18 protein-coding genes, 1 tRNA gene and 1 pseudogene are annotated in these 21,149 nt (G+C 56.1%); 13 read left to right on the top strand and 7 right to left on the bottom strand.

What is annotated here, in order from left to right; translation table 11 throughout:
* The first annotated feature begins 89 nt into the window (after nucleotides 1-89).
* The 9 genes from AC5S16_RS12670 (at nucleotide 90) to AC5S16_RS12630 (ending at nucleotide 6,482) form a co-directional block, all read left to right on the top strand.
* Nucleotides 90-2,771, top strand: a complete 2,682-nt coding sequence (locus AC5S16_RS12670) for a glycoside hydrolase family 3 C-terminal domain-containing protein (RefSeq protein WP_493930434.1) — start codon at nucleotides 90-92, stop codon at nucleotides 2,769-2,771.
* Between the two features lie 147 nt (nucleotides 2,772-2,918).
* Nucleotides 2,919-2,995, top strand: a tRNA-Met gene (locus AC5S16_RS12665).
* Nucleotides 2,996-3,105: 110 nt separating this feature from the next.
* Nucleotides 3,106-4,248, top strand: a complete 1,143-nt coding sequence (locus AC5S16_RS12660; protein WP_493930433.1) for an RHS repeat-associated core domain-containing protein — start codon at nucleotides 3,106-3,108, stop codon at nucleotides 4,246-4,248.
* A gap of 194 nt (nucleotides 4,249-4,442) precedes the next feature.
* Nucleotides 4,443-4,742, top strand: coding sequence for a hypothetical protein (locus AC5S16_RS12655; protein ID WP_493930432.1), 300 nt, complete (start codon nucleotides 4,443-4,445; stop codon nucleotides 4,740-4,742).
* Nucleotides 4,743-4,812: 70 nt separating this feature from the next.
* A complete protein-coding gene (locus AC5S16_RS12650) occupies nucleotides 4,813-5,184 on the top strand; it encodes a hypothetical protein (protein ID WP_493930431.1) in 372 nt (123 codons plus the stop codon).
* Nucleotides 5,181-5,552: a hypothetical protein gene (locus tag AC5S16_RS12645; protein ID WP_493930430.1), complete on the top strand. Its 372-nt coding sequence runs from the start codon at nucleotides 5,181-5,183 to the stop codon at nucleotides 5,550-5,552. The genes AC5S16_RS12650 and AC5S16_RS12645 overlap by 4 nt, the downstream gene beginning before the upstream one ends.
* Before the next feature lie 86 nt (nucleotides 5,553-5,638).
* A complete protein-coding gene (locus AC5S16_RS12640) occupies nucleotides 5,639-5,794 on the top strand; it encodes a hypothetical protein (RefSeq protein WP_493930429.1) in 156 nt (51 codons plus the stop codon).
* Between the two features lie 71 nt (nucleotides 5,795-5,865).
* Entirely contained in the window at nucleotides 5,866-6,123 is a 258-nt protein-coding gene (locus tag AC5S16_RS12635) for a hypothetical protein (protein WP_493930428.1), read from the top strand.
* A complete protein-coding gene (locus AC5S16_RS12630; protein ID WP_493930427.1) occupies nucleotides 6,120-6,482 on the top strand; it encodes a hypothetical protein in 363 nt (120 codons plus the stop codon). Before AC5S16_RS12635 ends, AC5S16_RS12630 begins: the two co-directional genes overlap by 4 nt.
* Nucleotides 6,483-7,020: 538 nt before the next feature.
* Here the strand turns inward: AC5S16_RS12630 and AC5S16_RS12625 are convergent.
* Nucleotides 7,021-7,209, bottom strand: a complete 189-nt coding sequence (locus tag AC5S16_RS12625; protein ID WP_493930599.1) for a hypothetical protein — start codon at nucleotides 7,207-7,209, stop codon at nucleotides 7,021-7,023.
* Between AC5S16_RS12625 and AC5S16_RS12620 the strand changes: the two are divergent.
* Nucleotides 7,156-7,725, top strand: a pseudogene (locus AC5S16_RS12620) (RNA polymerase sigma factor); the annotation flags it as partial. The gene AC5S16_RS12625 and the pseudogene AC5S16_RS12620 sit on opposite strands and share 54 nt — an antisense overlap.
* Nucleotides 7,726-7,812: 87 nt before the next feature.
* Here the strand turns inward: AC5S16_RS12620 and AC5S16_RS12615 are convergent.
* Together AC5S16_RS12615 and AC5S16_RS12610 are read right to left on the bottom strand one after the other, a co-directional pair.
* Nucleotides 7,813-8,376: a hypothetical protein gene (locus AC5S16_RS12615; RefSeq protein ID WP_493930426.1), complete on the bottom strand. Its 564-nt coding sequence runs from the start codon at nucleotides 8,374-8,376 to the stop codon at nucleotides 7,813-7,815.
* 282 nt (nucleotides 8,377-8,658) lie between these two features.
* Entirely contained in the window at nucleotides 8,659-9,459 is an 801-nt protein-coding gene (locus tag AC5S16_RS12610) for a hypothetical protein (RefSeq protein ID WP_493930425.1), read from the bottom strand.
* Nucleotides 9,460-9,575: 116 nt separating this feature from the next.
* On the opposite strand from AC5S16_RS12610, the gene AC5S16_RS12605 reads away from it, so the two are divergent.
* The 3 genes from AC5S16_RS12605 (at nucleotide 9,576) to AC5S16_RS12595 (ending at nucleotide 12,895) form a co-directional block, all read left to right on the top strand.
* Nucleotides 9,576-10,835, top strand: coding sequence for a sensor histidine kinase (locus AC5S16_RS12605; RefSeq protein WP_493930424.1), 1,260 nt, complete (start codon nucleotides 9,576-9,578; stop codon nucleotides 10,833-10,835).
* On the top strand, nucleotides 10,832-11,593 hold the full coding sequence (locus tag AC5S16_RS12600; protein ID WP_493930423.1) for a LytR/AlgR family response regulator transcription factor: 762 nt from the start codon (nucleotides 10,832-10,834) through the stop codon (nucleotides 11,591-11,593). Before AC5S16_RS12605 ends, AC5S16_RS12600 begins: the two co-directional genes overlap by 4 nt.
* Nucleotides 11,594-12,025: 432 nt before the next feature.
* Entirely contained in the window at nucleotides 12,026-12,895 is an 870-nt protein-coding gene (locus AC5S16_RS12595; protein ID WP_493930422.1) for a rhamnogalacturonan acetylesterase, read from the top strand.
* Between the two features lie 22 nt (nucleotides 12,896-12,917).
* On the opposite strand, the gene AC5S16_RS12590 is transcribed toward AC5S16_RS12595, so the two are convergent.
* The 4 genes from AC5S16_RS12590 to AC5S16_RS12575 all read right to left on the bottom strand — a co-directional run bounded on the left by AC5S16_RS12590 (nucleotide 12,918) and on the right by AC5S16_RS12575 (nucleotide 21,147).
* A complete protein-coding gene (locus tag AC5S16_RS12590) occupies nucleotides 12,918-14,099 on the bottom strand; it encodes a glycoside hydrolase family 88/105 protein (protein WP_493930421.1) in 1,182 nt (393 codons plus the stop codon).
* Nucleotides 14,089-15,315 (bottom strand): oligogalacturonate lyase family protein, encoded by a 1,227-nt coding sequence (locus tag AC5S16_RS12585; RefSeq protein ID WP_493930420.1) that lies wholly within the window; start codon nucleotides 15,313-15,315, stop codon nucleotides 14,089-14,091. Before AC5S16_RS12585 ends, AC5S16_RS12590 begins: the two co-directional genes overlap by 11 nt.
* Nucleotides 15,316-15,382: 67 nt before the next feature.
* Nucleotides 15,383-19,234 carry a carboxypeptidase-like regulatory domain-containing protein gene (locus tag AC5S16_RS12580; RefSeq protein ID WP_493930594.1) on the bottom strand — a complete coding sequence of 1,284 codons (3,852 nt, stop codon included), beginning with the start codon at nucleotides 19,232-19,234 and terminating at the stop codon, nucleotides 15,383-15,385.
* A 350-nt stretch (nucleotides 19,235-19,584) separates the two neighbouring features.
* On the bottom strand, nucleotides 19,585-21,147 hold the full coding sequence (locus tag AC5S16_RS12575; RefSeq protein WP_493930419.1) for a M81 family metallopeptidase: 1,563 nt from the start codon (nucleotides 21,145-21,147) through the stop codon (nucleotides 19,585-19,587).
* Between the last annotated feature and the right edge of the window lie 2 nt (nucleotides 21,148-21,149).

Genomic DNA, 21,149 nt, shown 5'->3' with positions numbered 1-21,149 from the left:
CGATCCGTTCCGATGATTGACTGTGACATGGAAAATCGGTTTACTTATTCTGTTTCACAAGTACACTGTTGCGGGAAGTCTTTCCAACTATGACTATGCGTTCGTTTCTTGCTTCGTGCTTTGCGTCGGCTTTGCTCTCGTCTGCAATTTCCGGTTTTTGCCAGTCTACCCCAGAGAAGGCTGTTTATCTTGATCCGTCACAGCCAACGGAACGCCGCGTGGCCGACCTGGTTTCGCGCATGACGCTCGAAGAAAAAGTTTCGCAGATGCAGAACCATGCTGTCGCGATTCCGCGTCTGAATGTGCCGGAATATGACTGGTGGAGCGAGGCCCTGCACGGCGTAGCACGCGCGGGCTATGCCACGGTCTTTCCGCAGGCCATTGGGCTGGCCGCAACCTGGGACACCGATCTTGAGCATCGGATTGCAGACACGATCTCAACCGAAGCGCGGGCAAAGTATAACGAGGCGCAGGCCGCGGGCGACCGCAGCATCTATCGCGGGCTCGATTTCTGGTCGCCGAACATCAATATCTTTCGCGATCCGCGCTGGGGGCGCGGGCAGGAGACCTACGGCGAAGATCCTTTTTTGACCGGGCAGATGGGCGCTGCATTCATCAAGGGCCTGCAGGGTGACGATCCGAAAATTTTCAAGACCATTGCCACAGCAAAGCACTACGCAGTGCACAGCGGACCGGAATCGACGCGCCACAAGGCGAACATCGACCCTTCGCCGCATGATCTTGAAGACACTTATCTGCCTGCGTTCCGCGCGGCCATGGTTGATGCCAAGGCCGATTCGATCATGTGCGCCTACAACAGTGTGAACGGATCGCCTGCATGCACGAATCATGATCTGCTCGAAAAAACGCTGCGCCAGAAGTGGGGCTTCCGCGGGTACGTTGTTTCCGATTGCGGCGCCATCGATGATTTCTACAGCGAGCATGGGCACCACTTTTCTCCGGATGCCGCGCACGCTTCGGCTTCCGCTGTAAAAGCAGGAGATGATCTGAGTTGCGGCACCGAATACGCAGCACTAGTGGACGCTGTGCATCAGGGGTTGATCGACGAAAAGGAAATCAACCAGGCTGTGGGCCGCCTGTTTACGGCGCGCTTCCAGCTTGGACTGTTTGACCCGCCGGGATCGAATGCCTATGCGCGCATCGCTCCGAGTGAAAATGCCACTCCTGCGAACGCGGAGCTGGCGCTTGAGGCGGCGCGCAAAGCGATCGTGCTGCTCAAGAACGATCACAACACGCTGCCTCTGGCCAGCACCGTCAAGACGGTTGCTGTTGTCGGCCCGAATGCCGAATCATTGATCGCGCTTGAGGGGAACTATAACGGTGCGCCGATGCACCCGGTCACTCCGCTGGCTGGCCTGCAGATAAAGTTCGCGGGCAAAGACACGAAGGTGCTCTATGCGCAGGGCTCGCCGCTGGTGGAAGAGCTGCCGGTCGTTGTTCCGAGCTACGTCTTCCTCGACAAGGACGGGAAGCAGGGTGGATTGACGGCTGAGTATTTTGCCAACTCCGATTTCAGCGGAACGGCCACGACCCAGCGTGATGCGCAGATCGACTTTGACTGGAGCCGCGTTGCTCCTGTGCCGGTCGAGGGTGCGAAGAGCTACAGCGTGCGCTGGAGCGGCAGCTTTCAGCCGCCTGCCGCCGGCGATGTGACGTTCACGGTGCATCAGGCAGCTTGCGAGCATCGCTGCAGCACGAGCTATTCCTACAGCGTTTCTTTCGACGGCAAAGAAGTGGCCAGCGAGTCGAGCACCGATGCCCGCAAGCAGGGCAAGTCGCTCCCGTTCACAGTGCATTTCCATGACACCAAGCCACATCCGTTTGAGCTGAAGTATTCGCGCAGCGGACCGGATTTCAGCGCGGGAGTGAGGCTTGAATGGAAACCCAGCGTAGAGCAGCTACGTGAGCAGGCCCTGCAGGTCGCGAATCAGGCCGATGTTGTGGTCGCGTTTGTCGGGTTGTCGTCCGAGATTGAAGGCGAGGAGATGCCGGTGCATATTCCCGGCTTCGCGGGCGGCGACCGGATCGACATTGCTCTGCCTAAAACGCAGCGAGAACTGCTGGAATCGCTTGCCGCTACGGGCAAGCCTCTGGTGGTCGTCCTGCTGAACGGCAGCGCTCTTGCGGTGGACTGGTCGCAGCAGCATGCGGCGGCGATCCTTGAAGCGTGGTACCCGGGACAGGCGGGCGGCGCGGCGATTGCCGATGTTCTTACCGGCGCAGCGAACCCTGCGGGACGCTTGCCGGTGACGTTCTACCAGTCTGTCGATCAGCTGCCACCATTCGATGATTACAAGATGGAAGGCCGCACCTATCGCTACTTCCGGCAGAAGCCGCTCTATGGCTTCGGTTACGGTCTGAGCTACTCGAAGTTCGCTTACAAGAACCTGCGGCTCTCAACGGCAAAGCTGAATGCCGGCGCGCCGCTGCACGTAACGGTCGACGTGGAGAACACCAGCGAGTTGGCTGGTGATGAGGTTGCCGAGCTTTACATTACGCCGCCTGTTGCTCCGGGCGCTCCCAACCACTGGCTTGCCGGATTCAAGCGCGTGCACATCGAGCCAAACCAAGTGGCGCATGTCGTGTTTGATCTCGATGCGCGTGATTTGAGCCTCGTCGACCAGCAGGGGCAGCGAGCTGTCACCGCGGGCAATTACAAGGTGTTTGTCGGCGGAGCGCAGCCCGGAGATACCGAGTCCGGCCAGGAGCAGAGGCTGACGATTGCAGGCACGAAGAAAATTAATGACTAACCGGATCCGCAGGGCCATTCATATTTAGCAGAAACAGTGCTTTCCCCCTGATTTTGCGCCGGATGATAGTTTTGCCATCATCAGCGAGCTTTAAAGAGAATCTGTGGCTGGTTTGACCCACTTCGTTAACGATTGTTAATATTGAAGTGCGGGGTGGAGCAGCCTGGTAGCTCGTTGGGCTCATAACCCAAAGGTCGTAGGTTCAAATCCTACCCCCGCAACCATTCGAATTTGCGCAGGGATGGCTTCTGAGTCATCCCTTTCGTTTCCAAGCAGATGCCAGCTTCTTCGGCTGGGGAACGGTGCAGAATCTCGTCGCTACTATGACAACCGGATGAGACTCTCTGCGTTCCGACTCGCGACTGCTCCAGGGTCATTTGGATACCTGGACGGATGGAACGTTACCTACGATACGAACGGAAATGTCAACGCTGGAGGGAACAACAACTATCCGGAAGGCGGTTGGACCTACACTTACGACAACCTGAACCGGTTGGTGACGGCAACCAGTAACCGGGGGACAGGATGCCAGTATTCCTACGACACATTCGGCAACCGCTTGAGCGAAGCTCCTTATCAGTCAGGCACATGTTTCAATTCAAGTATAACATACAGCGGCAACCGCATCTCCGCACCAGGCTACCTCTATGACGCGGCGGGGAATCTTCAGTTCGACGGGACGAACACGTACACTTACGATGCTGAGAGTCGCCTGAGTTCTATCACGAACAATAACGGCACTGTCAGTTATCAATACGGATCGGACGGAAACCGTACCGGAAAAACCATTGGTGGTGTTCTGACAAAACTCGGCTATGATCCATTCGGGCGGTTCATGTGGACGAATTATGGCAGTGAAACGCCACAAGATGTCTACTTTAATGGACGGCATCTAGGTTACATGTACGTCAATTATGGCCCTGGAACTCCCATAGATGAGACATTGAAGAGCTTTACCTACTCCGACGTAAACTGGCTGGGATCAGAGATTGCCCGATTCGATGGTGACCAGAAGACTGTTGGGTGGTTCTATCAATTCCCGTTTGGCGACAACCTGACGACAGTCAGCGGTACCGACGACGACACGCTGCACTTCACCGGCAAAGAACGGGACGTTGAATCAGGCAACGACTACTTCGGGGCAAGATACTACAGCAGCAGCATGGGTCGTTTCATGTCTCCGGATATTGTCGGTGGCGATTTGTCGAATCCCCAAACCTTAAATTTGTACGCATATGTACTAAACAACCCGTTGAAGTTTACCGATTGGTTCGGATTTAGGTTTCAAGACGTAGTATGCACGGGAACGGTTGGTAACAGTGGGCAGGAAACTACTTCTGTTGAATCCGCAAGTGGTTGTGGTTACACCCCGACCGTTGATATAGCAGGATTCATGGCAGCGAATCAAGGATCATATCGCACGATTTGGACCAGGGGCGATTCACGATGCCGAAAACCTCGTTCGCGTACCGCGTGATATACATTGGCAAATTAGCGGACACTATTCTTCCATTCTTCCCGGTGAGAACCAAACAGTACGTGCGTGGCTGAGTACTCAATCGTTTGAGGCACAGCGTGACTATGGTTTACAAATTTTGAAGATGTACGGGATAATCCCATGAAAAAAAGACAACCACCGATAAATTGTTAACTGAATTCAAGGAGGCATCTATGGCATTCGGTGAGGCGTTTGAAGGAGGTGACCACAACCATGCCAATGCAAATACTCATCGAATAAATGAGCTTAAGAAAAAAATAGTGGCGAGCGGAAAACCGGCTGTTAAGGGGCTTCTCGATCTTTTGAACCATGCAGATCCTTGGATTCGGTATGCGACTGCGGCAAGTACACGTGATATTGATCCAGAAAATGCGTTCCGAACGCTAACCGAGTTGCGCGCCTTTCCGAAGGCGCTCGGAGTCGCAGCTTTCACGACCCTTCGTATGTGGGAAACCGGTGCTCGCCGGTCTTAATTTTAATTCTGTTGTGAGCATCATTTAATACAGTCACAGTTACAGTTACAGATCATGCATAGTCTTGACCTTGGCAGCGGCACTTTCGCCGGCCTTTGCCACACCTCTTGTTGGTCAACTAGGAGAAGATGCTCTTGAGGGATATCGGTCCTTCAGAGCCTTTAAGCGAGTGTATGGAGCAGCTGGCGAATTTGCCGAGTGGCACCACATCGTAGAACAAACTCCAGGAAATATAGCCCGATTTGGTCCAGGGGCTATCCACGATGCCGAAAACCTCGTTCGGGTACCACGCGATATACACTGGCAAATCAGCGGTGAATACAGCTCTAAACCACTAAACTTAGGTGGACAAACTGTGCGCCAATGGCTTGCTTCTCAATCTTTTGAAGCACAACGCGATTATGGCCTTCAAGTATTAAAGAGATATGGAATTATTCCATGAAGAAACTTTCACTAGAGGAAATGAACCTGGAAGACTTAATTGCCGCATTCGAAGGAGCAGCAATCTCATACGGAGAGGCTCACGATAAAGGCAATCCAAAACTTACAAACAAAGAGCATGATAATGTTGAAGCTATTTATAGACAAATTCAGAAACGAGGAGTTTCGGCAATGGAACTATTCATCCCACTACTGAATGCCAAAAACCCTTGGGTTTGTTATGCTGCTGCTGCTTATGCAATTGACTTTGTTCCTGAGTATGCCCAACCAATTCTTGCAAATCTAGCAAACGCGCCAAAGGCTCTTGGCATGATGGCCTACACAACCTTACGTAACTGGGAAATGAAAAAGAATCAAAGTATCCATTAGATATTGAGTATCCATTAGATATTGGTCTGATGGAATGGACTCGGCCCGGCAAGAGCAGTGGTAGTGTCGAGCGAGGAGGTAGTTCCATGGCCAATCAAGCAAGTATCATCGGGCTGGATATAGCGAAGCATGTGTTTCAGCTACATGGGTTGGATCGCCGAGTTGCCGGTTCGGTGCTCACTTTCGCTCGCACCGGGTTGACCTGCGACACGCTTTCGCTGTTCCTGTTGTTGGTCAATTAGGAGAAGATGCCGTTAAAGGCTACAGGACATTCGATGCCTTTAAAGCGGCCTATGGATTAGCAGGAGAGGGAATGCAATGGCATCATATTGTAGGACAAACACCGGCCAATATCGCCCGATTTGGGCCAGAGGCAATTCACAATATCGAAAATCTAATTCAGGTGCCAACAGACATTCACATTGGTAAAGGAAGTATTAGTGCTTATTACAATGGAAAAGACATCTTCACCGGTGGTCTGAGAGTTCGTGAATGGCTGGCCCCACAATCATTTGAAGAACAACGCGATTTCGGCCTAGAGATACTACGTGCCCGCGGAATTATTCCATGAACAAAGATGAGATACAATCTGCAGCTAATCAAGAACTAATTAGGCGATTCGAAGAAACTGCCATTATTCATCGCGAATTGAGAACGACTGAAGAGTCCAATCAAGCCTTTGATGAAGGGGTAGCCATTTGGGCAGAATTGAAACATCGCGGAAAAGAAGCGATTGAACTCTTTTTGTCATTATTACACTCGTTGAATCCCGCAGTAAGACTAAATTCCGCTGGTTTGTCGTTATTTGACGCGCCAGAACAAGCAGAACCTGTGCTTGAACAATTGACAAGACAACCGGGTCTTATCGGATTTTCAGCCAAAATCACGTTGAAGGAATGGCGAGCGGGAAGACTGAAGGCGTTAGTCTAGAAAACCCGGAAGTGTCCAGCTTCTGCGAGAAGCGTCTTTTCTTCCGGATCTGGAAAGTTTGAGGAGGATCAATCTTGAGATTGAAGCCGTGACATAAACGTGACATGCAAGGTCAAATCTTGCCGTCTTTCTCCAGCGTTTTCCAGCGCTCCTTTGTTTCCATCCATGCGGGCTGCGGTTGAAATAAGTGATGTGTTTGCAGCTGCGTACTCAGGATGACCGCCAAATGCTACGGTAACTTATTCTTTTTATATAAGAGGTAAAAATGCAAGCCAATTGGAGCCCACTTTTTCCCCACAATAAGTATGCCCTCTCGTTGCATTCCACTACTTTTGGCTGCCAGTCGCGCTGAATGATGCCTTTTAATTACAATAAGTTAACGCCTCATAACCCAAAGGTCGCAGGTTCAAATCCTGCCCCCGCAACCATTCGAATTTGCGCAGGGATGACTTCTGAGCCATCCCTTTCGTTTCCAAGCAGATGCCAGCTTCTTCGGCGACAAAGTGGGACTTCCTGTTCCCCGCCTGCCGCACTCGTCTTAAACTGTGTACTTGTAGCCAGTCGCAGCGGCCGTAGCCGTCACCGCTGCGTTGGGAATCACCGCGCCATGCTGCGTCGAGACCGTCGCCGGCGCACCGCCATCTTCGCAGCTGCCCGCGAAAACGGCCTTGCCGTGCAATCCGTTGCTGAATTGAGCCCTCGCCGTCTCCGGCAATGCCGAGGCCATCGCCATTCTTTACCGTACCGGCCAATCCCTCGGTCTCTCCGTCGCCCATCTAATCCAAGGCAACGACCCTTGCATGGTTATCTTCGCACTCTCAGCTTTCTGGTCAGCCAGGAGCTTGACCCGGCGGAAGCACAGGAATTGACGCAGGATGTCTTCTTCCGATTTTTCATCGCCGTGGAAAAGGGGACCGAAATCGAGTTGGAACAGAGGTGGCTCTTCCGAGTCGCGTCCAAGCTCGCGGTCGATTACTGGCGGCGAGAGGGTCTCCCCATGTGGGTCGAACTCGATGCCATCCCTGACATCGCCGATAGCCTCCAGTCGCAGGAGCCTACGCCGGAAACCGCAGTTTTGAGGGCGCAGAGACTGAAGCGGGTGGCCGCAACCATGGCTCGTCTCCCGAAAAATCAAAGATTAGGTATTCATCTGAGGATGCAAGGTTTGCGGTATCGGGAAATCGCCCAGATTTTGAATGTCAATGTGACGGCGGTGAGCGATCTTTTGTCCACAGCGGTAGAGCGTTTACGGAGTACTGCCAATGAAGCCCGGGCCTCCGGTTGTATCGCGAAAGAATCAGGGGGCATCGCTTCGACAGCAATGCCGAATCTAATGACTCATCGACGAAACTTCCAGGCACTTGACGTCGGGGTTCCAGGCAGCAAAAAGACCGCTTGGACTCGGCTTCCAGGTCCAGACGTGAAGGTACCAGAAGCCGATCGAATCCGCTTTCGTGAGGGCTTGCCCCATGATGCGCGGCGGCTCGTTTGATTTCCAGGCGGAGATCGGCACAAGGAATTCGACGCCATTCAATTGAAAGGTGCCGTCGGGCATCTTCTCGTAGACCAGTACCTCCGGATGCTCCAGGTCGAGCGTCGTGTCTAGAAGGGCGTTGTTCTGATAGTGATAACCCATCGCACCTGCCGGTTGATGTTGGACGCAGCCGGTGACGCGCTTGTAGCCGGCCGCTTCGGCAGCCTCAGTCGTCTTGAACCTGGCGGTCGCATCTCGAACCGTCATGATGTCGCGATCCACTGCCTCGCCAAAGCCGCTTGGAAGAATGCCCAGCGCCGCGCCCATGTCTTTTGCAGGGGTTTGCGCCGCGGTTCCGCTTGCCAATGCCAATACCGCTACCATCACTCCGAACATCCACGCTCTCAATGGAGTCCTCATTGTTCCTGCTCCATCCTTGCTTCAGATTTGGTTCTTGCCTTTCCCAATGCAGCCATCGTAGGGGCGCTGCGGAGGAAGCGGACACGTGTTTTTGACAAACGGTCCTGCCGGGATGACGAACTGGATTGAGATCCTTGCAAGCACGGTTGGTCATCGCGGCAGGCCGCTCCATCAAAAGCCTGCTAAAGCGGAGAGTCAGTCGAGGCAGAATGAAGCAGTATGTCGCCTCTGATGCGTCAACGGATAGAGTGCAGGCCGAAAAGAGAAGATGAAGCTTGCTCCTTAGACGGAGATACCGGCTTCTTTGGCGGATTCGATATGAAAGGGCGCTGGTTTCACGGCCTGACAGATGGAGTCGGATGCTACCCACGCTGCGCCGGCAATGGCAATAGTGATAGCGTTGCCTCCCCAATTGATGTGTTTGCCCGGTTCGGCGAAAACCCTCGGGACCCAGAAGAGCAGCTCGAAGATTACGATCTCCGCGGTGAGGAGGCGCGCGGCAAGCGGCGCCATGATGCCAGTGAGGATGGCAACTGCGGCCCCGAAAAAGCCCATAGTGGTGGCATAGGCCCAGAACATTCTGCCCGGCGGCAGCCAACCCGGGATTCCGTTCAACAGCCCGGGCATCATAACGATGTGGACGATGCCAAAGGAAATGGGGCAAATGCCGAAGAGAAGCACGAAGAAAGGCCGGCGGCGCGCAATGGATGAATCCGGAGACGAGAAGGCTGCGAGGAGGACCAGACCTGCAGCGACCATGGGTAACTCCTCAAAAACATTGCCGTCGTAATTACCGAGATTCTCAAAAAACTTGGGCACCCACACGAGAGTGAAAACAGAGTAGACGACGGTGAGCATCAGGGCGCCGGTGCGCGCAGTCCGGCGCCAGAGAAGGGCGAGTCCGGCGGCGAGCTCGATCAGGGCGGCGAGATAAGCGAGGGGCGTGCGAAAGTGTGCGCCCAGTTCGATGTGCTGCCATGGAGTGGCAAAATCACCCGAGACCAGGCCGAGAAGACCGAGGAAGACGGCGCCGGCGGCATAGACGTAAATCCCGAGATTGGATGTGATGCTGCGGCTCTGCACGATGCGTTGCCTCCGGTTTCCGAAAGTGGTCTTGGCGGAGCGCCCATTCTTGCTTTGGATGGTTCTTGCCTTTCGCTCCGCAGCCATCCTAGGAGCCCTGCGGAGGAGGCGGACACGTGTTTTTGACAAACGGTCCTGCCGGGATGTCGAACTGGATTGAGGTGCTTGCGAGCGCAGTTGGTCATCGCGGCAGGCCGCTCCATCAAAAGCCCGCTAAAGCGGAGAGTCAGCCGTGGCAGAATGAAGCAGTAATGTCGCCTCTGATGCGTCAACGGATACGGCTGATCGCGGGAGTCTGGCTCGGCTGGACGATCGCCGGGCTTTTCTACATCATCCAGGAGACGGTGCCGCGACTCTATCGAGGCGGCGCCGTGCCATGGAAATATGTGTTCGTCGGCTGGATGACCGGCATGTATGTTTGCGCCGCGCTCACGCCGGCGCTCCTTTGGCTTGGCAACCGGTGGCCGATCGAACGCCGGGTCACCTACGCCGCATTGCACCTCTGTTTCAGCGTGGTTTTCTCGATCTTAGCCACGGTGATCGAAGTCCCGATACTGTTGCTGCTTGGCGTCTTCCCCGCGCCGCCTCCTCCTCCGTCGATCGCCGCGGGAGTCCGCATCATGTTGGCGTTCGGCATCCAGGGCGGTGTCATCCGCTATTGGGCCGTGATCGCGCTTCATGCGGTGTACCGGTCGCAGAAAAACGCCAAGACTCGCGAGCGGGAGGCCTTCGAGCTGAAGGTGCAGGCATCCGAACTCGCCCAGCAGGTTACAACAGCGCAGCTGAGTTCCCTGAAGATGCAGTTGCAGCCGCATTTTCTGTTCAATACGCTTGGTGCCATCATGGTCCTGATCCAGCAGCAGAAGACAGCGCAGGCCGAAGGCATGGTTGAGAAATTAGGGGATCTCCTCCGCCTCACGCTCGATGACGTGGAGGCCCAGGAAGTCCCGCTCTGGCGCGAGCTCGAATTCCTGCGGTTATACCTCTCGATTGAACAGGTACGGTTCGAGGACCGGCTGCGGGTGCGCATTGCCCCGACCGCGCTGTCCGAAGTTCTGGTGCCGCATATGGTGCTGCAGCCGATCGTTGAGAACGCGGTTCGCCATGGTCTTGGTCAGAGCGAGGAGGCGGTGACAATCGAAGTGGTGGCGACCAGCTCGAATGGGTCACTTAACCTCATCGTGTCCGATGATGGACCTGGACTTCTTTTGCCCGGCCGCTCCGGAATCGGACTGACGAATACCAGAAACCGGTTGGCACGGCTCTATGGCGATAACGCGCATCTCGTCATCGAGCAGGCAGCGGGCCGAGGTGTGCGGGTTACCATCACGCTGCCGATCCGGACGGTTCCGCCCGAGGGCTCACGGTGCGATTGAGCGTCCTCGTTGTGGATGATGAGCCCATCGCGCGCGAAGGGCTGAAGCTGTTGCTCGGCCGTCAGCCCCAGGTCGAGTCTGTCTCGGAAGCGCGAAACGGACGAGAGGCGATCGCTCTTATTCGTGAGCAGAAACCGGATCTCGTACTTCTTGACGTGCAGATGCCGCGGATCGATGGCTTTGCGGTGGTCCATGCCGTTGGAACAGAGCGCATGCCGCCGATTATCTTCGTGACCGCGCACGACCAGTATGCGATCCGGGCATTCGAAATCGCAGCGATCGACTATCTCCTCAAACCGGTAACCGAGGAACGCTTTGACCTCGCGTTCAAGCGGGCCATTGGCAGGCTGCGAGACGCGCCGCACGAGGATGCCACAAAACAATTGATGGCGATGCTCGATGCCATGGCGAATCCGCCGCGGCAACTTGAGCGATTCGCGGTTCGATCCGGTGAGAACACCCTTTTCGTGTCAATCAACGAGGTGGATTGGATCGAAGCCTTCCAGAACTACGTCCGGCTTCACGCGGGTCCGGCAACTTACCTATTGCACGTACCGATGAACACCATTGAGGGCGTGCTCGATTCCAACCGCTTCCTGCGTATCCATCGATCGTACATCGTCAACGTCCGGCGTATCGCGCAGCTGTGGTCGATCGCGCACGGTCAGTATGCGGTCGAACTCAAGTCGGGGCAACGTCTGCAATCGGGGCGCACTTACAACGAGCGCATCCGCCGCGCGCTTGCAAATCCATTTTGACTGATCGCGGATTTCCATGGAGGGACCTTGGCGGGTTGCGAGTGCACTAAAGCGTAAAAAGTGCTCCTACAACGTTTGATCAATTCGCTGCATGGCTTCGTCAGTATTGACATGTATCTGTTCGCGAGACAATCATGCGCGAAACTCTCTGCGTCTCCCGGAGGATCACGATGAATGTGTCACCTTGCCAACCAACATTATTATTACTGGATTCGGCGTACTGCATATCGCCTTTTATTCGGCACACGGCGGCTTTGCAGAGTACAACTTCCTGCTGATTTGGTCAGACCACATAAGATGCGCATCGCTATCTTCGCCAAGACAAATACCAGCTCGCAACAAGCTTCTCATGTGAATTACACACGCATCTGTAATCGATCTTGACAGCCAGGTTTGCTCTCCAATACCTTACAGTGGACTGACCACATATCTATGCTCATGCGCTGTCTGACGATTGCTGGAATTGCACTACTTCTTTCCACAGCAGCAGGATTTACTCAATTCCCTCCGACGGTCACTCCTCCCGGCCACGCCAACCTGCCTGTTCCGCAGAACCCTGCTTTGCCTACGCTCTTTCTTATTGGCGATTCCACCGTGCGCAACGGCAGCGGTGCTGGAGCGGACAGCCTCTGGGGATGGGGAGAGCCGCTCGTCGCCTACTTCGATACTTCAAAGATCAATGTAGTCAATCGGGCGCGCGGCGGGCGCAGCAGCCGCACCTATATTACCGAGGGGCTCTGGGATGAGACCCTCGCTCTTGTCAAACCAGGCGATTATGTTCTGATGCAGTTCGGTCATAACGACGGGGCGCCGCTCGATGACTCAGCGCGAGCGCGCGGAACGATTTCCGGCGTAGGCGATGAAGCGCGCGATATCTGGAATCCAATCATGAAAAAACAGGAAACAGTGCATACATATGGCTGGTATATGCGCAGGTATGCAGGAGACACGCAGGCGAAAGGCGCTATTCCGATCATCTGCTCCCCGATTCCACGGAACATGTGGAAGGACGGCAAAACCGTCCGCAACGGAGACAACTATGGAGGATGGGCGCGGCAGATTGCTTCGGAGTCTCACATCGCGTTTGTGAACCTGAATGAAATCATCGCCCAACAGTACGACACCATGGGTGAAGCGGAGGTCGTGCCGCTCTTCCCTTCCGACCATACGCACACATCGCGGGCCGGCGCAGAGATCAATGCTGCTGCGGTCGTCTCCGGGCTGAAAGCACTTCCAGGCGATCCATTTGAAAAGTACTTTTCTCCGAAGGCGACCTCCATCTCCGCGTGGAATGGCAAGTAATCAGCGGCCATAAGGAGCAGGCCTAGTGTTTCGCCATGCGCGCTACTTCGGAGCCTGCCAGCAGGAACGCGCCTGTGCCATAGTCATAGCTTGCGCTCGGTCTGTACCAGGCCGGAGCGGCTCCGGTTTGCTGAATGCAGCCCAGGCGGCCATCCGCATAGATGTGCACGAGCATGCCCTTCCAGGCGCGAGCCACGACCGGACGGTAAATCTTCCGGTCGAGGATTCCCTCATTCACTCCCCAGGCCATAGCATAGGCGAACAGCGCCGAGCCGGAAACCTCCGGCAACGGATAATCCTGCGCATCGAGCAGGGAGGCATGCCACAGGCCGTCCTCGCTCTGCAGCTCCTTGACGCGCTCGGCCATCTCTTTGAGCAGCGCAATATATTTGCCGCGCCGTGGGTCGTTCTTTGGCATGTATTGAAGCACGCGGACAATACCGCCCATCACCCAACCATTGCCGCGCGACCAGAAAATCTTCTGCCCATTAATTTCGCGCTTGTCGAGAAAGGTAGCATCGCGGGCGAAAAGATGCTCCTGCTTGTCATAGAGCAGCGCCTGCGTGTCTGCCCAGTGCTTGTCGATGTAGTCGAGATACTTGCCGTCCTTCGTGACGGAATACATGCGCGCCCATACTGGAGGCGCCATGAAGAGCGCGTCGCACCACCACCAGGGGATGCGCCCCTGCGGGTCCTTTTCCAACGGATATACCGCGTCCAGCTCAGTGCGTGTCGGCGCTATCTCTGCAGGGTCATGGTCGAAAAAATATAACTCGAGAAATGACTGGGCCACGCTCTGGTCGTCGGCGTTTGGAAGATGCGAGCGTAGCTGCCAGTTGAACTTCTTCCCCATCTCGCGCATGGCATCGCGATAACGAGGATCGCCCGTGGAATCGGATGCGGCCATAAAGCCGGCGTACATGACGCTGAAGGTCCAGATGCGGTCGAAGTAAGGCTGGGAGCGCGCCAACTCCCAGTCCGCTACTTTGCGCATGGCTTTGTGGATGGTCTCCGGCTTGAGCGCAGGCGAAAGATCGGTTGCCAGCGGGCCGGGGTTTTCCGGATCGTCGCCGAAGTGGCGGGCATTGTCCTTATCAATGCCCGCGCGCTGCCCGGGAGTGGGCTGATGCGCCTGTGCTGCGCAGAGCAAAGCAGAACAGACGAGAATGCCGCTGATGGCCCAGTGCGTCAGCCTAGTTTGCACGACCCGGCTCCTTCGCGACTTCCACGGCATACACCTGCTCGGAGCCTGACATATTCGAGCGAAAGACGAGCCACTTTCCATCGGGAGTAAAGTTCACATTCGGCTCAAGTGCGTAATCATGCTTCGACATATTAACCAGTTTCTCTGATTCAAATGCACCCGTCTCGATCAAATCTTTATCGTCAACGCCTGCGTTGGGATTGAGCCTGGGGTGGAAAAGATAGATCCATTTGCCGTCAGGGGCATGCGCTACCATCCTGTTGTCGCCGCCGTCTCCGGCAAAGAGCGTTCCATCGGGAGAAACGTTGAAGTGCACCGACCACTCGTTGCGCTGCAGGTGCCACCAGGTGCGGTGGCCATCATAGACGTTGTATCCGGCGACCCAGAAATCTTCGCCGCGCGGAGTCTGGAGGTCGTACCAGATGGTCTTGCCGTCTCTGGCCCAGAACTCGTGTCCGGCAATCTCCATCTGCATGCGCCGCTTATGGACGAGCATCAGCCCTGAGCCGTCGGTGTGGATCAGCCATAGACGGTCTACTTTGTGCCATGGGCCTTCGTGGCAGAACATCAGCAGGCTGGGATCCGTCGGCGAAAAGAGCAGGTGGTTCAACCATTCGGTGCTGCGGTTCAGGACTTTCTGCTCGCCTGTTTTGATGTTGAGCGTGAACAGCGCCATGGGCAGATGCGCGGAGTAGCGATCCTCAAGCATGCGGCCGCGGCCATCGCGCGTTTGCGATGTAGGAGCCATCTGCTGCATCTTCTCTACGCCCTGCGGCTCGATATAGGTACCGGCCAGCAGAGTTTCATCAGCATTCACAGTCGCGAGGCTGCCGTGCGCGGGCATATCGGCAATCTTCGTTTCCTTATGCGTGGCGGGATCGAGAAACCAGGCTGCATTGTCGCGAACGAAGTAAACGCGCCCTGTTTTTTTTCCCACCATGATCGGATGCGCGTGCGTGTCTGAGCTGAGAGGCTCGATCTTGTGCGTGCGCAGATCTACATTCGCCAATCCATGGGGCGTGGTGATGAGCACCTGGTTGCCGTCGGGGCTGTAGCCGTTGAGGTTGAAATAGAGGCTGCCGCTGTGGTCTTCATCTGAGAGGCGCACGATGCGGTGCCCGGTATCGGGATCCACCCATTCTTTAGGCTGCTGTGCAACTGCGATGCAAGCGCAAGTTGAAACCAGGAGCAGAGTAAGCTGTCTCGCGAAGAGCATGTTGTTTTTTCCTCGAAAAAAGATGCGGGACCCACGCTCTTCTGCGAGCCCCGCTTTTAGCGGGAGGCTAAAAGTTAATGCGTCCGGCAAACTGCCAGTCACGATTGCCGCTGGCCGATCCAACAGTTCCAAATGTAGTGGAGCCCGGGCCCCACGCAGTGTTAATGCCGCCTTTGGTGTTGTGGTTTGCCACGTTCAGGCAGTCCGCTTCAACAATGAACTGCATGCGTTCGCGTGTGATCGGAAAAGAGCGCCGCACGCTGGCATCCACGTTCCATGTGCTCGGCCCCCACAGGTTCCAAGGAGCCGTGCGCTGCGCATCGCCGATTTTGTAGACAGGCGTCTTGGTTGCATTTCCGAAAGTGCCCGGCTGCGTGAATGCGTTCGGGTCGATGTACTGGATTGTGGAACCAAGCTGCGCCGCGGTAATTCCCTTGCCCCAGCTTCCGTTCTTACGCGCGGAGCCATGGCCAAAGAAACTCGGGTTCAGGTCAGGCATGCACTGGCCTTGCCCGGGAGCAGTGCAGCCGCCCCAGGTAATCGCGAGCGGCGTGCCTGAGTGGTAGGTGTAGATACTGGACAATTGCCATCCGCCGGCCAGTGCACGCACCAGGAAATTGTCATTGCCGATGCCTCCTTTTCCGAAAGGCAGCTGGTACACACCGAAAGCGGATAGTGTCTGCGGCATAGCGATGGTCGTATACGAACGCTCGATGCGGTCCATGCTGTATGCCTTGCCGTTCGACATGGCGCCAGCGGGTATGGCAAAGCCGCTGCGGAAAGTGCCGTCGTCGCCAAGGTTTTTCGAGTACGTGTAGTTCACCGTGTACGTGAGCCCGTGCCATGGCCGCTGCTGCAACGAGAACTGCAGCGAATGGTAGCTGATGTTTGCGCTGTTCTGTCCCCAGGTATCAGTCACACCGCTGTATTGCGGAAACGCCGTGAGCATCTGCGCAATGGTGACGCTTTTATTCTGGGCCGCGGCTGCTGTGAATCCCGGATAAGGCACACTGATGCCGGGCATGGCCTGCTGTGCGATGGCAACATTGGCCGCAGTGGCAGGAGCGCTCAGGATCGGCGTGCCGTCAGCCGCTGCTACGCCGCCGAGTCCGGTGAGGTACACAGGATTCAACTGGTTGGACCAGTACCCGCGAACGTTCGAGCCACTGGCGGCAACGAAGTGGCTCTCCGTGCCGACATAGTCTGCGCTTGCCGTCAGGTTCTCCGTAATCGAATGCTGGATGCCGAAGCTGAAGAAGACGAATTCAGGCGCGCGTCCGGAGAGATAAGGATCGGCATAACCGGGAGCACTGGATGCAGAGACAAACTTGCCGCTGCTGTTCAGATAATTTCCTGTGCTCAGAATGAGGCTTGCGGTGCTGGGAGCCTGCGGCGTCGGCAACGTGTAGCCGGGGCCGCCGAATGCGGTATTCGACAATCCGATGGACTGGAAATAAGCGCTGTTATTCAGATAGAAAGACGGACCCGCGCTTGTTCCTGTCGTTACTTCGGCAGGCGCTGTGGCGTTCACGTTGAAGCCGAGCTGTCCGGTGCCGTTGCCAGCGCCTGCGCGTCCTCCGGTTCCTCCGGCATGAGAATAAGCCACGGCAAAACCACCGCGCACAACGGATTTCGGATCCGGCTGATAGGCAAATCCAATGCGCGGGCCGAAGTTCTTCCAGTAGGTGCTGACCGGTGTACGGCAATTGCAGCTGATATCCGCGCCGCGATTCCCGGCGAATTCGAGAACTCCGGGATTGCCTGTCGCCGGATTGATGCCCGCCGGATTCAGGAAGCTCCAGCGGTCGAGCACTTCTTCAAATGGCGGGAAGTAATCCCAACGCAGGCCCAGATTCAACGTGAGGTTCTTCGTCACCTTCCAGTCATCCTGGAAGTAAGGCGAGATGGGATGGTAGCGCCCGCCGGTTGTGCTGAAGGGCTGGATGGCAATGCTCGGCGAGCCGCCTACCGCGCCCAGCAGATAGCTCGCATACGAATAGCCGCCCCTGGTGAGGTCGAGGCTTTGCGCGCCTGAGGCAAAGTCAGCGGTGGAGTTCGCGTTATACGTCATGGCGAGGATGCCGGAGGGTCCAAGCTGCGAAGCAACATTGTCCTGGAGCCATTGCAGCTGTGCGCCGAAGGTCATCGAATGCGCGCCCTTCACCCATTGCAAGTTGTCCACGAGAGTGAAGGCGTTTGGCACCGTTGTCTGCGTCGCGCCTGATGCTCCGTTTGCTGTCCATGCAGACTGCACCTGCGGGAAGAGCGTACTGCTGCTGAAGGTCGCTCCGGGTAATTCAGTCGAAGCCTGCCCCTGCGGCAGATTCGTAATACCTGCTGAGGTTGCCATGTACTGTTGAACGCCGTCGGTGATTGCCTGTATCGGCTGCGCAAATCGCGTGTATCCAAACTTGAATTGGTTCACAAGATAAGGCGTGATCACGATCGAGTGCTCGACGTCCATAAACACAGGCTTGATCACTGCGATTCCGCCATTGGTATAAGGCACAGGAAGCACGATGCCGTTGTTGCCGACGGTAAACGGCACATTCGTGCGGCTTCCCAGGGCCAGCACATAGGAAAGCTTCTGGCTTTTTGTCAGGTCGAAGTCAATGCGCGTGACAAACTGCCAGTTGTCATATCCGGAAGGCACGCCGCCGAGAAAATTGTTCGTCGTTTGCGAGTTCGTTGGATCAGGCAGAAACTTCTGCATGTATTGCGCGATGGGAGAAAGCTCGGATTGCGGGATCACGTTCGGCGATCCTGCAGGCACAGGATTTCCGTTCGGCCCGGGAATGCCTCCGTAGCCATAGCCGAACTGATAGCGGCATGGAGTGCCATTGGTATTGTTGGCGGTGCAGGTTGCTTCTGACGTGGGATCGTAAATCTGGCCGATTGTGTTTCCGTTGCTGTCTGTCGTCAGCAGCTCACTGAAATCGCCTTGCCGCATTTTGGCAGTAGGAACGGTCAGCGTGTTGGGATTGACTCCGAAGCGCCCGTGATAGCGGTCATAAGTCACAAAGAAGAAGCCCTTGTGCTTTGTAAACGGAATGGGGCCGCCGGCAGTTCCTACCAATTCATTCTGGTGTTCATCCGGTTTGGGGGCCGGGACTGTCTGTCCCTCTGCGTTCTTGACGGTAAGAGCCTTCGTTGAGAATCCCCAGGTGTCGAACATCCTTGCGCGCACATAGTCAGCGACCGTGCCGTGGTACTCGCTTCCACCGGACTTCACGGTGAAGTTCATCAGCCCGGCGCCCTGATACTCCGCTCCCGGAACACTGGTCACTACCTGAAACTGGTCGACTGCATCCACAGGAACGGCATTGAAGATGACACGATTGTCACCCTGCTGGTTGATGGTCGTCGTGGGCATTCCGTCCAGATACACTTCGGCCAGATAATTCCCAGTTCCTCCAATCACCGGCGCGCGCGTTCCTGTCTGGGTTCCCGGCATCAGCGTGGCAAATGCGGTCGGGTCGCGCTGCTGGCCATTCATCTGAATGGGCAGGTTCTGGTATTCCTTGTTCTCCATCACTCCGCCGAGAGTGGAGCTGCTGGTTTCAAGCGCGGGCGGCGTGGCCGTCACGGTCACCTGTTGCGTCTGCACGCCAACGCTCAACGCAATATTGAGCGGTGTGACCGTCAGCGCATTGACCGTCAGGTTCTCCTGCCTGTAAGACTGAAACCCCTGTGCCGTCACTGTAACCGTGTAGGTCCCGGGCAGAACCGGCGATATGGCATAGAGTCCATCAGATGAAGTAGTGCGGGTATAAGGCACACTGGTCGCCGTATTTATAGCAGTGACGGTTGCATTTGCCACAGCCGCACCGCTTGCATCTGTAACGGTTCCGCGGATCGCGCCTTCGCCCGCTGTCTGTGCCCACGCGGAAGCACAGGCTAACAGCGACACCAATATCATCAGGACACACACACCGAACCATTGGTCAGACCGCAAACTACTGATATGCCTCATAATCAGCCTCGACAAAAGGGTTGATGCGGATTGTGCATTCACATGCCTTGTTTGGCGCGGGCATGCCTGGAATCAAAGCGAGAAATTACGTCCTGTAGATTTTGATTGTCAATAAGAAAATAAATTCTCATTTGATTAACAGCGAAAATGGATGAAAATCGAGACCCGTCGTACCGCTATGTGGTCCGACCTCATTCTGTTCGCCTGGATCGGCATCATGGTGTTCGCGATATCACTTATCGTGACGGTCCTTCGTCTGGACGCGTAGAAGAAGTCTCCCGGTGATCAGGATGCGCTCAAGCTGGATGATAAAAATGCCCAGTGGTGCTACTTAAAAGCCCACTGCGTGCCGAGACGTACACCTCAGGCTTGAATTGAAGATCGTCTACGAAAGGATAGGTCGGCTTCCTGTAGCGATTGGCAGGCAGATGCACGATGTCCTGATTGATAGCCCCATCTGTTAGCGCCATCAGGCTTGGATTCGCAATCGGCTCCAGTTCCGGCGACAAGTAGCCCGACTTCACCACAATAATCTTGAATGACTTCGGCTGAAGGCCAAGCCGTGTAAAGTCCACAATGTCGTGATAAGGACGCCGCCTCGCGCTGACGACCAGCGTCACTCCCTCAATCTGCATCACGGCCTCGCGCAGCGCAGGATTGTCGGCAGGCAGCAGATACTTAACCGTTGCCTTCACCTTGACCGGGCGGCTCGCCTGAGGATCTAGTGTCGCGCCGATCGAGAGAGGCAGCGTCGCGCCAACGCCCGCGCGATAACATGCATCGGTTGCAGGCCTGTCGGTGATGCCGGCAAAGACCACGTTCTGCGCCTTCAGTCGTAACAGTGCTTCGAGCATCGTCGCCTGGTCGCTGTTTCCGCCGCCGGTTGGATTATCGCCCGAGTCGGCAAGGATGGCAGGCTGCGTCTTTGCTGCCATGGCCTTCTTGATGCATTCATCGGCCGAGCATGTCTCCGTGCCAAACTGAAATTCCTTGCGCGCATCCCAGTATTGTTTCGCCAGGTCGAGCGCGATCTTCTTCTCCGTATCGAGCGCCGTGCCTGTCACCACCGCCGAAGCGGTCGACCGCGGCTCGTCGGCCCAGACATAACCCACCAGCAGCGATACATCCAGTACTCCCGGCTCGCGGTTCAGGGCCGGAAGCTGCGCCCACAGGCGTTTTCCCGGCTCCCACTCCGTGCTGCTGCGCTCGCCCGGCATCAGCACCGGAATCGGGGCCCATACCAGCGTCGGCCGTATACGCTCACGGATGCAATGAACCAGCATGTCGCACGCGCGAATCATGGTCTCTTCGCGGTCGATATGCGGCGCCGTGCGAAAGGCTGAGAATGCGTCGATGTTGTCCACCACGCGCTTGCTGACGTTGCCGTGCAGATCGTAGCTCGCTGACATCAGGCAATCCGGCCCCACCACAGCGCGCGCCGATTCCATCCAGTCACCCTCGGCATCCTGCATTCCATCCACAAACATCGCACCGTGCATAGGCAGAAACAAACCGTCGAGTGGCAGCAAAGCTTTCAGTCGCGCGAGGAAGTCAGCCTTGATTGCTTCGTAGGTGTCCCGCGTTACCGGGCCGCCCGGAGTTGCTGTCGCCACCAGCGTCGGCAGAAAGGGAACGTTGTACCGCTTGAGAAATGCAAAACGCTGGTTCGATACCAGAGCCTGCTCCCGCAGAACGTCGAAATCCTCAAGCCGCGCCCGGATGCGGCTGTACGTACTGCACTCAATCCCGATGCCGCCAAAGGCAATGCGGGGCGCCGCCGGCGATGCCCACCCGCCGCGCCCCGCGATCGCTGCCAGTGCTGCCGCAGAACCTGTCTTCAGAAATTCTCTTCGCCGCATGT

It is taken from the genome of Acidobacterium sp. FHG110202_01, from assembly GCF_059115305.1.
Note: the sequence above shows the minus strand (reverse complement) of the source record. Positions and strands in the feature narration are given on the sequence as shown.